General features: G+C 51.1%; 12 protein-coding genes and 3 tRNA genes. 12 read left to right on the top strand and 3 right to left on the bottom strand.

The annotated features are described in order from the left end of the window. Positions 1-8 precede the first annotated feature (8 nt). On the bottom strand, positions 9-2,429 hold the full coding sequence (locus tag INP77_RS10695) for a penicillin-binding protein 1A (protein WP_194748993.1): 2,421 nt from the start codon (positions 2,427-2,429) through the stop codon (positions 9-11). Between the two features lie 210 nt (positions 2,430-2,639). On the opposite strand from INP77_RS10695, the gene INP77_RS10690 reads away from it, so the two are divergent. The 8 genes from INP77_RS10690 (at position 2,640) to INP77_RS10655 (ending at position 10,558) form a co-directional block, all read left to right on the top strand. After that, entirely contained in the window at positions 2,640-3,713 is a 1,074-nt protein-coding gene (locus tag INP77_RS10690) for a pilus assembly protein PilM (protein ID WP_194748992.1), read from the top strand. Next, on the top strand, positions 3,710-4,300 hold the full coding sequence (locus INP77_RS10685) for a PilN domain-containing protein (protein ID WP_194748991.1): 591 nt from the start codon (positions 3,710-3,712) through the stop codon (positions 4,298-4,300). Before INP77_RS10690 ends, INP77_RS10685 begins: the two co-directional genes overlap by 4 nt. A gap of 6 nt (positions 4,301-4,306) precedes the next feature. After that, positions 4,307-4,951, top strand: coding sequence for a type 4a pilus biogenesis protein PilO (locus tag INP77_RS10680; RefSeq protein WP_194748990.1), 645 nt, complete (start codon positions 4,307-4,309; stop codon positions 4,949-4,951). After that, on the top strand, positions 4,948-5,478 hold the full coding sequence (locus tag INP77_RS10675) for a pilus assembly protein PilP (RefSeq protein WP_194748989.1): 531 nt from the start codon (positions 4,948-4,950) through the stop codon (positions 5,476-5,478). The genes INP77_RS10680 and INP77_RS10675 overlap by 4 nt, the downstream gene beginning before the upstream one ends. Next, positions 5,475-7,727 carry a type IV pilus secretin family protein gene (gene pilQ, locus INP77_RS10670; RefSeq protein WP_194748988.1) on the top strand — a complete coding sequence of 751 codons (2,253 nt, stop codon included), beginning with the start codon at positions 5,475-5,477 and terminating at the stop codon, positions 7,725-7,727. Before INP77_RS10675 ends, pilQ begins: the two co-directional genes overlap by 4 nt. A gap of 81 nt (positions 7,728-7,808) precedes the next feature. Further along, on the top strand, positions 7,809-8,351 hold the full coding sequence (locus INP77_RS10665; protein ID WP_194748987.1) for a shikimate kinase: 543 nt from the start codon (positions 7,809-7,811) through the stop codon (positions 8,349-8,351). Then, entirely contained in the window at positions 8,339-9,418 is a 1,080-nt protein-coding gene (gene aroB / locus INP77_RS10660; RefSeq protein ID WP_194748986.1) for a 3-dehydroquinate synthase, read from the top strand. The genes INP77_RS10665 and aroB overlap by 13 nt, the downstream gene beginning before the upstream one ends. 12 nt (positions 9,419-9,430) lie before the next feature. Beyond that, the gene (locus INP77_RS10655; protein WP_194748985.1) at positions 9,431-10,558 is read left to right on the top strand and encodes a deoxyguanosinetriphosphate triphosphohydrolase; all 1,128 of its coding nucleotides are present in this window, start codon (positions 9,431-9,433) and stop codon (positions 10,556-10,558) included. 85 nt (positions 10,559-10,643) lie between these two features. On the opposite strand, the gene dksA is transcribed toward INP77_RS10655, so the two are convergent. Together dksA and folD are read right to left on the bottom strand one after the other, a co-directional pair. Continuing rightward, positions 10,644-11,066 carry an RNA polymerase-binding protein DksA gene (gene dksA, locus INP77_RS10650; RefSeq protein ID WP_018986915.1) on the bottom strand — a complete coding sequence of 141 codons (423 nt, stop codon included), beginning with the start codon at positions 11,064-11,066 and terminating at the stop codon, positions 10,644-10,646. Positions 11,067-11,208: 142 nt separating this feature from the next. Next, entirely contained in the window at positions 11,209-12,066 is an 858-nt protein-coding gene (gene folD, locus INP77_RS10645; RefSeq protein ID WP_194748984.1) for a bifunctional methylenetetrahydrofolate dehydrogenase/methenyltetrahydrofolate cyclohydrolase FolD, read from the bottom strand. Between the two features lie 83 nt (positions 12,067-12,149). Here folD and INP77_RS10640 point away from each other — a divergent pair. The 4 genes from INP77_RS10640 to INP77_RS10625 all read left to right on the top strand — a co-directional run bounded on the left by INP77_RS10640 (position 12,150) and on the right by INP77_RS10625 (position 13,560). After that, positions 12,150-12,226 (top strand) — tRNA-Pro (locus tag INP77_RS10640). A gap of 39 nt (positions 12,227-12,265) precedes the next feature. Then, a tRNA-Arg gene (locus INP77_RS10635) sits at positions 12,266-12,342 on the top strand. A 25-nt stretch (positions 12,343-12,367) separates the two neighbouring features. Next, positions 12,368-12,443, top strand: a tRNA-His gene (locus INP77_RS10630). Positions 12,444-12,555: 112 nt separating this feature from the next. Continuing rightward, positions 12,556-13,560, top strand: coding sequence for a GGDEF domain-containing protein (locus tag INP77_RS10625; RefSeq protein ID WP_228518861.1), 1,005 nt, complete (start codon positions 12,556-12,558; stop codon positions 13,558-13,560). Positions 13,561-13,667 lie beyond the last annotated feature (107 nt).

The raw sequence follows: 13,667 nt of genomic DNA, 5'->3' as shown, positions 1-13,667 counted from the left end.
ATTGATTGCTAATTCGGGCTCAGCAGCTTGGCTGCCGGATTGGCTGGCAGTTTTCTATCCTCATTGTTGCCACTGTGTTCGCCGATCAGGCGCTCCAAAAAGGAAGGCTCTTCCTCTTCGGGCGCATGTTCACCCTCCGGGTCAAACAAGCCAGGCAGTGTTTCGGGTTTGGATTGTGGCAAGTGCTCTTCATAAAAATACTCATAAATGCCCGCATCGTCTTCGCTGATCTGCGCACCGGTGTAAGCATCTACTTTCAATTGCAAGACGCCCTCAGGCACTTTGTATTGATAAATCGGCTGACCTGACAGGGTTTGCTGCATATAGCGTATCCAGATAGGTAAAGCTGCGCGGCCACCAGTTTCGCCTCGGCCCAGGTTGTGCGGGTTGTCATAACCCACCCACGCGACTGCCACCTCTTTTGGGTGGTAGCCAGCAAACCAGGCATCAAACTGGTCGTTGGTGGTGCCAGTTTTACCGGCAATGTCGGGGCGGCGCAATGACAGTGCTGCGCGCGCAGTCCCATCTCTCACCACGTCTTGTAGCATGGTGGTAATGATGAAGGCGTTGCGCTGGTCAATCACCCGCTCGGCGGAGACATGTTTGCCTGGTTGCACGGCCTGAATCACCTTGCCGCGGCTGTCCGTGATCTTTTCGATCAGGTAAGGATGCACCTGATAGCCACTATTGGCAAAGGTGGCATACGCGGCCGTCAGCTGCCAGACCGTGGTTGAGCCAGCGCCCAAGGCGGTAGACAGATAGGCCGGGTGATCCTTGGGGTCAAAGCCAAATTTGCGCAGGTAGTTTTGGGCATAACGCGCGCCAATCGCATTCATAAGCCGGATTGAGATGGTGTTTTTGGATTGCGCCAGTGCTTCACGCAAACGCATCGGACCAGCATATTTTTCATCGTAGTTGCGCGGCTCCCAGCTGCTGTTGCTGCCAGTCTCGGTGGAGGTGAAACTGATCGGTGCGTCTTCAAACACACTGGCAGGGGAATAGCCTTTTTCAAGCGCTGCAGAGTAAATAAATGGTTTAAAGCTGGAGCCGGGTTGACGGCGACCCTGGGTGACATGGTTATATTTGTTGCGCTGGAAACTGAAGCCACCGATCAGCGCTTGTACCTGTCCGGTTTCAGGATTGAGTGCCATAAAGCCACTTTCCACTTCTGGCAGTTGTACTACCGACCATTCTTCACCGTTTTGATATACGCGAATGACCGCGCCCGGCTTGAGTGACAAGGGGGTGGGTTTGGCGGGCGGCATATGGTTTTTGACCAGCAGCAATGATTTGTCCTGCAGCTTGAGTACCTGGCCGCGCTTGGTGACCAAAGTGAGCAGGTTGGGTTCCACCTTGGTGACCAAGGCGGGCACAAATTGGTTGTAAGTGACAAAATCACGCAATAAATCAGCGGCTTCCGACGCCCTGAGTGTTGCCGGTAATGGCAACACTTGCTCTGCGCCACGGAACCCGTGCCGCAACTCAAAATTGATGATGCCTTGAATCATGGCCGTATTGGCAGCAGCCTGGTGTTTGCTATTGATGGTGGTATAAACACGCAAACCGCTGGTATAAGCCTTCTCACCATAGCGTTTATACAAGCTTGCCCTGACGATCTCGGCCACGTATTCCCCGCCCAGTGCCTGGATTTGGCGTCTGGATGACTGGAATTTAAGCGGTGCTTTTAATGCTTCTTGATAGGCTTGATCAGAGATCATGCCATAGCGGTGCATGTCGCGGAGTACTTCGTGCTGACGGTTAATGGCGTAGTCGGGATGAATGTAGGGATCGTATTTGCTCGGCGCTTTGGGCAAGCCTGCCAGTAACGCGGCTTCGGCCAGGTTCAGTTGTTTCAAGTCTTTGTCATAGTAGGTTTTGGCGGCAGTCGCAAAACCATAGGCGCGCTCACCGAGGTAAATCTGGTTGAGATAGAGCTCCAGAATCTTGTCTTTGCTAATGGCATGTTCAATTTTGATCGCCAGCAAGGCCTCTTTAATCTTGGTCCATAGATTGCGTGGCGTATCTGGATTGCTGAAAAAGTTTTTAGCCACCTGCATGGTGATGGTGCTGGCGCCTTCGTGCCCGCGTCCGGTCAGGTTGTTTCGAATCGCCCGCAAAATGCCTGTGGTATCAATGCCGTTGTGCTGGTAAAAGCGACGGTCTTCAATCGCCAGAATGGCGTCTTTCATGACTTTGGGCGTTTGTTCAATCGGTACGAATGCGCGGCGCTCCTGACCAAATTCAGCCATCAAGCCGCCATCGGCGTCATAGACCCGCAGGGGCAATTTGGGGTGGTAATCCGTCAGTGCATCAATCGAAGGCAGGGAAGGATAGAGGATGCTGATCATCAATACCAGCAAGGCTGCGACGATCAAACTGCCAGTAATGAAGAGAAAAAGAAGGGACTGCAACCAGGTTCTTGAATTCATGCGTCTTGCTGCCATCGAGAGAATTACCTATGAATTGTAATCTTTTTTTGCTGATTCATAGGCAGTTAATTATGGAATCATGCAAATAATCAGGATTTCCCTGACTCGCAAAAATACATGTAAGCCATTGTTTACCCACTCGAATGCATGAGTTGGCATGGATGATGCATAGCAAGTCGGGCATGTAACTATTTATGAAGGGCAATACCGTTGAGTCTGGGCTTTTTACAGCGCAAAAAAACCAGTTTTATTGGTGTGGATGTCAGTGCAACCGCCGTCAAGATGGTGGAGCTCAGTGCCATTGGCAAGCAGCAATTCCGGCTGGATGGCTATGCCAACGTCACGTTGCCTAAAGGCGCAATCAGTGACGGCAATATCAATGATCTCACCCAGGTGGCTGAGAGCATGCGTGCCGCCTGGCGATTGCTGGGTTCGCGTGCACGTCAGGTAGTCTTGGCCTTGCCAACTGCGGCGGTGATTTCCAAGCGCGTGATTATGCCTGCCGGATTGCGCGAAGAAGACATGGAGCTGCAAGTCGAGTCTGAGGCAAATCAGTACATCCCGTTCCCGCTCGACGAAATGAATCTGGACTTTCAGATCTTGGGCCCGATGGGGAAAAGCACCGATGAAGTGGAGGTGCTGATTGTGGCGGCCAAGAAAGAAAAAATCGATGACCGGGTGGCCGTGGCTGAAGAAGCCGGGCTCAAGGTGCAGATCATGGATGTTGAGGCCTATGCGACAGAAACGGCTTACCGTCAGATTTTGAGACATTTGCCTGATCACAGTAAAAAAACTGTGACCATGATTCTGGATATCGGTGCCTTTGTTACCCATATCAATGTGATGGTAGGCACACACTCCGTCTATGCACGAGAGCAAGCCTTTGGTGGGGCGACCTTGTCGCAAGAGATTCAGCGCCGGTTTGGCTTGTCGCCTGAAGAAAGCGAAATCGCCAAGCGTCAAGGCGGATTGCCAGCTTCTTATGCGCAGGAAGTGTTGCAGCCGTTTTTACAAAATCTGGCGGCCGAGGCTGCCAGAGCCGTTTCATTTTTCACTAACTCCACCCAATACAACAAAGTTGATCATCTGTTGTTGGCCGGTGGCGTGGCGGCAACCGATGGCTTGGCGGCACTTATTGAAGAAAAAACCGGCGTGCATAGCTTGGTGGCGAATGCTTTTCAGGGCATGGCGCTGGCCAGCAAGATTAAACCTTCACAGCTTGAGACAGATGCCCCAGCACTCATGATTGCCTGTGGTCTAGCGTTACGCGGGGTGGACGCATGATTAAAGTCAATTTGTTGCCGCATCGTCAGATCCGGCGTGCCGAGCGTCAACGTGAGTTTGGCTTGATGGCGGCATTGGTAGCCGTCGCCGCCGCAGCCATTTTATTTGTGAGCTGGAGCTATATCCACAGCAAAATCCAGGCACAGCAAGCACGGAATCAGCGGCTGCAAGACGAAATGGCAAGGCTGGATACCGAAATTGCCAATATTGGCAAACTGAAGGATCAGATCAAGCATGTTTTGGAGCGCAAGCAGATTGTTGAGGGCTTGCAAAGTGACCGTAACCAGGCGGTGCTGATTTTGGATGAATTGGCCAGACAACAACCCGAAGGTGTCTATCTCAAGAGCGTAAAACAGCTTGAGGATGAAATTGAGCTCAAAGGTGTGGCCGATACCAATGCCCGAGTGGCGACGCTGGTGCATAACCTGGCTAGCTCAACCATTATGCACAGCCCTAACCTGGTTGAAATCAAAGCCATCACAAACGCACAAGCAATCAAGGAGTATGAGTTTGTCTTGCGCGTGACCTTGAAGCGGGATGCTCCCCCTACGGCGGACAAGCAAACCCCGGTGCCAGCTAAAGGATGACCTCGTATGCAATTGTCTGACTTTAACAATATTGATTTAAAAAATGCCGGTAACTTGCCGGTGCCAATGAAGGCGGCCTTGCTGGCGATGCTGGCTGCTGCCTTGCTGTTACTTGGCTACTTGTTTCTGCTCAATCCCAATCTCAAGGAATTAAAAGCAGAAAAGGAAAAAGAGCAGGGGCTGCGTGATGAATACCTGGCCAAGAAAGTCCAGGCCTTGAGAATGAATGCCTATGAGCAACAGGTGGTCGAGATTCAGCATACCTTTGGCACGCTGTTGAAACAATTGCCGGATAAATCCGAAATGGATGGCTTGCTGACCGATATCAATCAGGCTGGATTAAGCCAGGGACTTTCATTTGAAGGCTTTGTGCCTTTGCCTGAAATATTTGCCGAGTTTTATGCCGAGAAGCCCATCAATATCAAGGTGTTGGGGCATTACCATGATCTGGGCGCATTTGTGACAGAGGTCGCCAAGCTGTCACGCATCGTGACCTTGCATAACTTGCATATTCAGCCTGCAGGCAAAGATGACAAGCAGCCGCATAAAGACATGCTGGTGATGGAGGCCGTTGCCAAAACATATCGCTATCTCGATGCCGAGGAAGTGGCGGCGCGTAAGGCACTGGAAAGCAAGGCGGCAAAAAAATGACGATCAATCTGCAATGGATCCCGGTTGGATTGGCGCTCCTGCTGACCGCATGCGGTAGTAAGCAGGATGATGATCTCACCCAGTTTATGAATGAAGCAAACCAGACCATGGTTGCACCGATAGAGGCATTGCCACAGGTACAAGGGTTTGCGCCCAAACAATACAACGCAGACGGTGCGTTGCATGATCCGTTTGTGCCCCGCAAGGCCGCGGTACACAACACGAATCAGCCTGACTTGAAACGGCCTAAAGAGCCGCTGGAAGCGTATCCGCTCGAAAGTCTGAAGTTTGTCGGCGTGATGAGCAAGAAAAGTATTATGTTTGCCACTATCCAAACGCCGGATAACCTTATTTACCAGGTCAGGCCGGGGTCTCATTTGGGAGAGCGGTTTGGTGTGGTCACGGCTTTGGGTGAGAACCGGCAAAGCCTGAAATATGAACTGAAGGTAAAAGAGACGATTCAAGACCCGGTTAGCGGTGAATGGTCTGAGCAAATGACAACGTTGGAACTGCAGGAACATCAATGATGAAAATATTTCCTAATCATATTGTCCGATTGGCATTGCTGATCGCCATGGCTGCCCAGATTGGTTTTGTGGCAGCAGAACCAACAGACGGAAAAACCCAGCTGCAGGCCGTTGAAGCTACCTTGCAACCCGGTGCCAAGCTAAATCTGCAGTTGCAGTTGTCGCAACCATTGGCAAGCGCGCCAGTTAGCTTCACGTTAAGTAATCCGCCCAGAGTGGTTTTTGATCTGCCGAATGCCATCAATGCGACAGGGAAAAATGTGATCCCGATCAATCAGGGGGTGTTGAAATCGGTACAGATCGCGCAAAGCAATGACCGTAGTCGTGTGGTGTTGAATTTAACCAAATCCGTACAGCACCAATTGCAATTGCAGGGCGCATCCCTGATGGTCGGGTTGATTCAGGAGGCTCAGGAGGTGCCAGTCGCTGCGGCTGCAGCGAAACGCTTTTCGGAGCAAGCGTCGGGTGCAGCACATAAAATTGAGCACATTGATTTTGTGCGTGGCAGAAATGGTGAAGGCCGGATACTGGTTGATTTGTCGGATAGCCGGGTGGGCGTGAATGTACGTAATGCCGGTAAAACCGTGGTGATTGACTTCGCTGATACCGAGTTGCCTGAAGCGCTGCAACGCCGTTTAAATGTGATTAACTTTAATACCCCCGTGTTGTATGTGGATGCATTACGTCACGCGCATCAAGCGCAAATCGTGATTGAACCGCAAGGCGATTGGGAGCAATCGGCTTACCAGACGGATAAACGGTTGGTGGTGGATATCCGTCCGTTGGCAAAAGACCCGAACAAGCTGATTCAAGGCTCCAAGCAGGGCTATGCAGGTGAAAAGTTATCGCTTAACTTCCAGCGCGTTGATGTGAGGGATGTGTTGAAAGTGATCGCTGACTTCACCGGTAAAAATATTGTGGTCAGCGATGCGGTTTCGGGCAGCGTGACCATTGGTCTGAAAGATGTGCCCTGGGATCAGGCGCTGGATGTGATCATGAAAAGCAAAGGGTTGGACATGCGCGTCAATGGCAGCGTGATCTCGATTGCACCGGCCGAGGAGTTTGCCGCGAAAGAGAAAGCACAACTGACCGCAGAAGCCGAGCGCGAGACACTGGAAGCATTACGTACAGAAGTTTTCTCGCTCAAATATCAAAAAGCCATGGACTTCAGGAATATGCTGCTGGGGGGTGGTACGGGCACCACCGGAAGCAGTGGTGGCGCCAGCTTGTCTATGAGTGGTGGTGCTGGCGGATCTTCAGGTGGACGGATGAACCGTATTTTGTCTCAACGTGGCAGTGTGACCTTTGATGCCAGGACAAACACGATATTTGTGCAGGACACGCCGAGAAAACTGGATGAGGTGCAAGCCATCATCAACAAGGTGGATGTACCTGTGAAGCAGGTGATGATTGAGTCACGCATGGTGATTGCCTCAAATACCTTCTCCAAAGCGTTGGGCGCACGGTTTGGTATTTCACAAACCGGTACACCGGGTAGCAATACCAATCTTTCTATCGGCGGAGGCTTGGGGAACAAGGCAACCGCATTCACGGCACCGACGACGGCGGGTAGTAACGGGACCTATACCTTGGGTGCTCAAGGAGGCACGGTACAAAGTGCCACGATAGGCAACTATATTATTAGCTCCAATGGTCAGCCTGATCTCATGTCCAATTTGCCGGTCACCAATGCTTATGGCGGCATCGCGCTCAGTTTGCTCAAGCTCTCGGCTAACTTGTTGCTGAATCTGGAATTGTCTGCACTGGAAGCCGACGCACGCGGCAAAGTGATTTCAAGTCCGCGCGTAACCACAGCCAATCAGCAAAAAGCCCGTATTGCACAAGGCGTGGAGATTCCATACCAAACTGCGACCAGCAGTGGGGCGACAGCCGTCAGCTTTAAAAAGGCCGAGTTGAGCCTGGAGGTGACGCCACAAATTACACCAGACCAGAAAATTATTATGGATCTCGATGTGCGCAAGGATAGTAAGGGTGAGGATACCCCCGGCGGTGTCGCGATCAACACGCAAAACGTGCAAACGCAAGTGCTGGTGGGTAACGGTGAGACCGTGGTATTAGGTGGGATTTATGAGCAAGTGTCGCGTAAATCTACGGACAAGGTGCCATTTTTTGGTGACTTGCCTGTGGTGGGTTATGCCTTCAAGCGCAACACCAGACAGGAAGATAAAACTGAGTTGCTGATCTTTATCACGCCTAAAGTCATGGACGAGACGCTGGCCTTGAACTGATCATTGCATGGCTTGCTGAACGATTACTGACAGCAGACAGGCTTTGCCTTAAAATGCCCAACTGAACAGTTGGGCATTTTTATGGGTACGCAAATACCAAATAACATTTTTTTGATCGGGTTGATGGGGGCAGGCAAGACCACAGTTGGCAAATTGATTGCCAAAAGTCTGGGCAAGACCTTCTACGACACGGATCATGTCATTGAGCAGCGCACGGGCGTTAAAATCCCGACCATCTTCGAGCTGGAAGGCGAAGCTGGCTTCCGCAAGCGCGAGACCGCCACGCTAGAGGAGTTTGCGCAGCAGGAAAATATCGTGCTGGCCACCGGCGGTGGTGCCATCATCGCCCCGGAAAACCGCGAAATTCTCAAAAAATATGGCTATGTGATTTATTTGCGTGCAAATGTGAATGAGCTGTATTTACGCACGCGCAACGATAAAAACCGACCGCTGCTACAGAATGTCGATGTCAAAGCCAAATTGGAACAATTGTTCCATGCCCGCAATCCACTCTATACCGAGACTGCACACCTGATCGTCGATACCGGTCATCAGCCAGTCGCAGTGATTATCCAAAAAATTGAGAGCGCCCTGAAAGCGTTGGAGCCGTCATGCAAACCTTAACCGTCAGCCTGGCTGACCGTAGCTATCCTATCCATATTGGGAATGGCCTGTTACATCAGGCAGACCTGATATTGCCTCACCTCAAGCGCAAGCAAGTGGCGATTGTCAGTAATACAACGGTCGCGCCTTTGTATATGCAGAGTATTGCCCAGCCACTGCGAGAGGCAGGCGTGAGCGTGATTGAAATCATTTTGCCGGATGGCGAGGCCTATAAAAATAATGAGACCTTGCAAATGATTTATGATCATCTGCTACAACACCGCTGCGAGCGTAATACCACGCTGATTGCGTTGGGTGGAGGGGTGATTGGCGATTTGACCGGGTATGCTGCGGCGACCTATTTGCGCGGCGTGCCGTTTATTCAGGTGCCTACGACTCTGCTCTCGCAGGTGGACTCCAGTGTCGGTGGTAAAACCGGCATCAACCATCCTCTCGGCAAAAACATGATAGGCGCGTTTTATCAGCCCAAGCTGGTACTGGCGGATATTGATACCTTGAGAACCTTGCCGCAACGCGAGTTGTCTGCCGGCGTGGCTGAGGTTATCAAGTACGGGCTGATTCGGGATGCTGATTTTTTTAATTGGCTGGAAACCAATATGCCCGCCCTGATGGCGCTGGATCATGCCGTAGCCAGCTATGCCATTTACCGTTCATGTCAGAACAAGGCCGAAGTGGTTGTTGCGGATGAGCATGAGCAAGGCGAGCGCGCCTTGCTCAATCTGGGCCATACGTTTGGTCATGCCATCGAAAATGCCATGGGTTACGGTGTCTGGCTGCATGGCGAGGCAGTGGCGGCGGGTACCGTGATGGCGGCTGACTTATCGCAACGCATGGGCTGGCTGGATGCGGCACAAGTCGCGCGTATCAAAACCATCATGCACGCTGCCAGCTTGCCGGTGACTGCCCCTGATTTAGGCGCGGACGAGTATTTGCGTTTGATGCAACTGGACAAGAAAGTGGCCGATGGCCGCATTCGCCTGATTCTGCAACAGGCGATAGGTAAAGCCGTGATCACGGCTGATTACGATGCAGATAAACTTAAACAGACGCTGTCGCTGGCGGCCTGATTCAGAAAGCCCATGATGACACTCGCCGTTTTTGCTGCCCATCCAGAACAGTCTCGTGGCCGCAAGGTCGGCGAGCAGGAGTCCCCGTTGCGCAATGTTTTTCAGCGTGACCGCGACCGGATTATTCATTCCACGGCCTTTAGGCGTCTCGAATACAAAACGCAGGTATTTGTAAACCATGAAGGTGACCTGTTTCGCACGCGTCTGACGCATAGTATCGAGGTCGCGCAACTGACACGCGGTATCGCGCGCACCTTGGGCTTGCACGAAGATTTGGCCGAGGCTATCGCGCTGGCGCATGATCTTGGGCACACACCGTTTGGCCATGCCGGACAAGATGCGCTCAATCATTGCATGAAAGACTATGGCGGTTTTGAGCACAACCTGCAGTCCTTGCGCGTGGTCGATCTGCTGGAAAACCGCTATGCCAGTTTTGATGGCTTAAACCTCACTTTCGAAGTCCGTGAAGGCATCCTCAAACATTGCTCGCGCAAAAATGCGCAACTTCTGGGCGATGTCGGTGAACGTTTCTTGCGCGGTGAGTCGCCCAGCCTTGAGGCCCAAGTCACCAATTTTGCTGACGAAATTGCCTATAACAATCATGACGTGGATGACGGCTTACGTTCCGGCCTCATCACCATCCAACAGCTATCCAATATCCAGCTATTTGCCGAAAATATGCATGAGGTTAAAAAGCAATATGGCGAGATTGAGGAAAAGCGGCTCATCCATGAAACCATCCGCCGTATGATCAATGTGCTGGTGGTCGATTTATGTCAGCATAGCCAGCAAGCGATTGCGCAGTTGAATCCGGGCAGCGTAGACGATGTGCGCAAAGCACCCGCTTATCTAGTCGGCTTTAGCCAGCCGGTCGTGCAAAAGAATCACGAATTAAAACAGTTTTTGCGCAAGCACCTCTATCAGCACTACCGGGTGAATCGCATGAGTGCCAAAGCCAGGCGGATTATTGAAGAGTTATTTAAGACCTTTATGGATAATCCGGCCTTGATGCCTGACGAGCACCAATTGGCAGCCAAGCAAGATCAGGCGCGGGCGGTGGCTGATTACATTGCCGGCATGACTGACCGTTATGCCATCCGTGAGCACAAACGCTTGTTTGCGGTTGAGGAGCACTGGTAGTGCGTGGATGATGGCGATGCAATAAAACCAGTGCAATAAAAAAGCTGCCCTTAGGCAGCTTTTTTATTGCTTGATAGCTTTAGCCTTATTTGGCGACTTGTTTCTCGCGCATTTCATCCAGCGTTTTGCAGTCTATGCACAAGGTGGCGGTTGGGCGGGCTTCCAGGCGCTTGAGGCCAATTTCGATCCCGCAGCCTTCGCAGTAGCCGTAGTCACCGCTGTCGATGTTACGCAAGGTTTCGTCGATTTTCTTGATCAGTTTGCGCTCACGGTCACGGTTGCGCAGTTCCAGCGCCATGTCAGATTCCTGGCTGGCGCGGTCATTCGGGTCAGCAAAGCTGGTCACTTCGTCCTGCATGGTATGCACGGTACGATCAATATCGTGACTCAATTCTGCTTTCCAGTCATTCAGGATTTTGCGGAAGTGATCCTGCTGCTTTTTATTCATGTATTCCTCACCGGCGGCGGGCTGGTAAGGGGTAAAGGATTTGTTAACGGTATCTGCCATGATGGTTCCAACGAACGAAACTTCGAATAGTGAATGCCTGTAGCGGCATGGTTTATTGCATTACGTCAATCAACAATCGCGCGAGTTTACACCAGTTTCAAACCCCTGCAAAGCCTATTCGCAAGGGCAAGACTGCTTCGGCTTAAGCTTGCTCACTGAGTTCCAGCGCCTTCAAGGTATTTTCCATCAGCGTGGCTACAGTCATTGGGCCGACGCCACCAGGCACCGGCGTAATATGGCTGGCACGCTGGCTGGCAATCGCAAAGTCAACGTCGCCGGTGATCTTGCCATCAGGCAGGCGATTAATCCCAATATCGACCACAATAGCGCCAGGTTTAATCCACTCACCCTTGACCAAGCCAGGCTTGCCCACCGCGGATACAATGAGATCGGCACGACTAATATGGCTTTGTAAGTCTTTGGTGTGCCGGTGACAGCTGGTGACGGTGCACCCGGCCAACAGGAGCTCCAGGCCCATAGGGCGCCCAACGTGGTTAGACACGCCAACGACAACGGCGTCCAGCCCCTTGATCACGATCCCGCTGGCTTGCAGCATCTTTATGACTCCGTAAGGCGTGCAGGAACGTAATAAGGGCTTGCGTACCGCCAGGCGGCCTATATTGTAGGGGTGAAACCCATCCACATCTTTGCCGGGATCTATCAGCGCCAGAATGGCAGACTCATCAATATGATGGGGGAGCGGGGATTGCACCAGAATGCCGTCAGTGTCAGGGTCGGCATTCAGTGTTTGAATGAGCGCGAATAAGGCCTCTTGCGTGGTGTTGGCTGGCAGGTTATGCGCAATTGAGACGATCCCTACTTTTTCGCAAGCCAGACGCTTGTTGCGCACATAAATAGCCGAGGCCGGATCATCACCGACCAGGACAACGGCCAGGCAAGGAGCACGTTTGCCATCAACTAGCCGTTGGTCGATTTTGGATTTGATTTCTTCTAATAGTTGATTCGCAATTTGCTTGCCATCAATAATCTGAGCGCTCATGAGCAAAAAATTTGTCGTAAAAAAGATAATTTTATCACATCGAGATTGACACAAATTCGTGAAATCGGTTATATTTCTGCTTTCGGCGTGTAGCGTAGTCTGGTAGCGCGCCTGCTTTGGGAGCAGGATGTCGGGAGTTCGAATCTCTCCACGCCGACCAGTTTCTCTGGATTGCCTGATCGGCATGTAACTACTTTATCTGCTCGTAGCTCAACTGGATAGAGCACCAGCCTTCTAAGCTGGGGGTTACAGGTTCGATTCCTGTCGGGCAGGCCAAAATTTCAGCCAATTTCTCTCAGTGGTGGCTATAGCTCAGTTGGTAGAGCCCCGGATTGTGATTCCGGTTGTCGTCGGTTCGAGCCCGATTAGCCACCCCATTTTCACTTTTCTGCTTCAACCTCACAATTTAGTCCTACAAATCGGTTCTTTTCCTAATTAAGAATCATTCTTCCCTTTGTTAAAGTGTTCGAAACAACATCTGTCGAACACATGCCTAGTCATTTAAATTTGAAAAAATTTATGCAAAGCCTGATCGGCCTGACACAGGTCAGGGAGAGCCTTGCATTGGATCCAGCGCTACTCTCGTTGATGCAGCACTGGATGTGTATTTTTGCTGCTGAGGAAAAGCCGATCCGGATGCAGGTATTGTCGCGTCGGCAGTTGGTCTCGGTGATGGACTCTCAAGATGAGATGGATCCTGCTTTTGAAGCGTGGCCTAGCGATGTTTATGCGTTGCTTTTAAATTACCTGGATCAGGAAACTCGGCAATCTGTTTGCCTGGACACTGCAGCGGGCAAGTTGCACATTTTTCCGCTAAAACAAAGTGTTGCCCATAAAAATGCCATACTGTTGATTCAGCATGCGCAGTTAACCGCAGAAGCGATCGCGCTGGTCGAACAATGTTTGCAGGTATTTAATCACTATGCCGGCTTGATTATTGAAAACGAGCGGGATGCACTGACTGGGTTGCTTAACCGCAAAACCTTTGATAAGTGTGTGAGCAAGATTTTGCTCAATGACTACAAGCCAGAATTCCGGTTTCCGTTACACCATTATCTGGTGATTTTTGATATCGATTTCTTTAAAAAGATCAATGACAGCTATGGTCATTTGATTGGTGATGAAGTGTTACTGCTTTTATCCCGCCTCATGCAGGAAACCTTTCGTGATGGCGATTTGCTGTTCCGCTTTGGTGGTGAAGAATTTGTGGGCGTATTTTCATGTGCTGATAAAGATGACATCGTCATGCTGCTAGAGCGCTTCCAGCAAGCCCTTGCTGAATATCGTTTCCCGCAAGTCGGGCGAGTTACCATCAGTATCGGTTATTCCAAAATGTCACCGCATTTGCTGCCGAACACTGTGCTAGAGCGGGCAGATGAAGCACTCTATTATGCCAAAGAGCATGGCAGAGACCAGGTCTGCTGCTACGAATCCCTGGTTGAGCAAGGCTTACTCAACTACAGCATCATTAGCGGCGAAATCGAGCTTTTTTAAACGCCCTCTCTCGCACTGGTTGACCAGATTGCGCCGGATGGATTGACAGTTAACATTGCTTATATTTAATATATGTTAAAAAATGTCAATAATCATTTGGAGGGGGT

Source organism: Methylophilus sp. 13, from assembly GCF_015354335.1.
Lineage (GTDB): Bacteria > Pseudomonadota > Gammaproteobacteria > Burkholderiales > Methylophilaceae > Methylophilus > Methylophilus glucosoxydans.
Note: the sequence above shows the minus strand (reverse complement) of the source record. Positions and strands in the feature narration are given on the sequence as shown.

Coding starts and splice junctions, on each gene's coding strand:
- INP77_RS10695 (WP_194748993.1), bottom strand. CDS start 2,429: ATGAATTCAAGAACCTGGTTGCAGTCCCTTCTTTTTCTCTTCATTACT.
- INP77_RS10685 (WP_194748991.1), top strand. CDS start 3,710: ATGATTAAAGTCAATTTGTTGCCGCATCGTCAGATCCGGCGTGCCGAG.
- INP77_RS10680 (WP_194748990.1), top strand. CDS start 4,307: ATGCAATTGTCTGACTTTAACAATATTGATTTAAAAAATGCCGGTAAC.
- INP77_RS10675 (WP_194748989.1), top strand. CDS start 4,948: ATGACGATCAATCTGCAATGGATCCCGGTTGGATTGGCGCTCCTGCTG.
- pilQ (WP_194748988.1), top strand. CDS start 5,475: ATGATGAAAATATTTCCTAATCATATTGTCCGATTGGCATTGCTGATC.
- INP77_RS10665 (WP_194748987.1), top strand. CDS start 7,809: ATGGGTACGCAAATACCAAATAACATTTTTTTGATCGGGTTGATGGGG.
- aroB (WP_194748986.1), top strand. CDS start 8,339: ATGCAAACCTTAACCGTCAGCCTGGCTGACCGTAGCTATCCTATCCAT.
- INP77_RS10655 (WP_194748985.1), top strand. CDS start 9,431: ATGATGACACTCGCCGTTTTTGCTGCCCATCCAGAACAGTCTCGTGGC.
- dksA (WP_018986915.1), bottom strand. CDS start 11,066: ATGGCAGATACCGTTAACAAATCCTTTACCCCTTACCAGCCCGCCGCC.
- folD (WP_194748984.1), bottom strand. CDS start 12,066: ATGAGCGCTCAGATTATTGATGGCAAGCAAATTGCGAATCAACTATTA.
- INP77_RS10625 (WP_228518861.1), top strand. CDS start 12,556: ATGCCTAGTCATTTAAATTTGAAAAAATTTATGCAAAGCCTGATCGGC.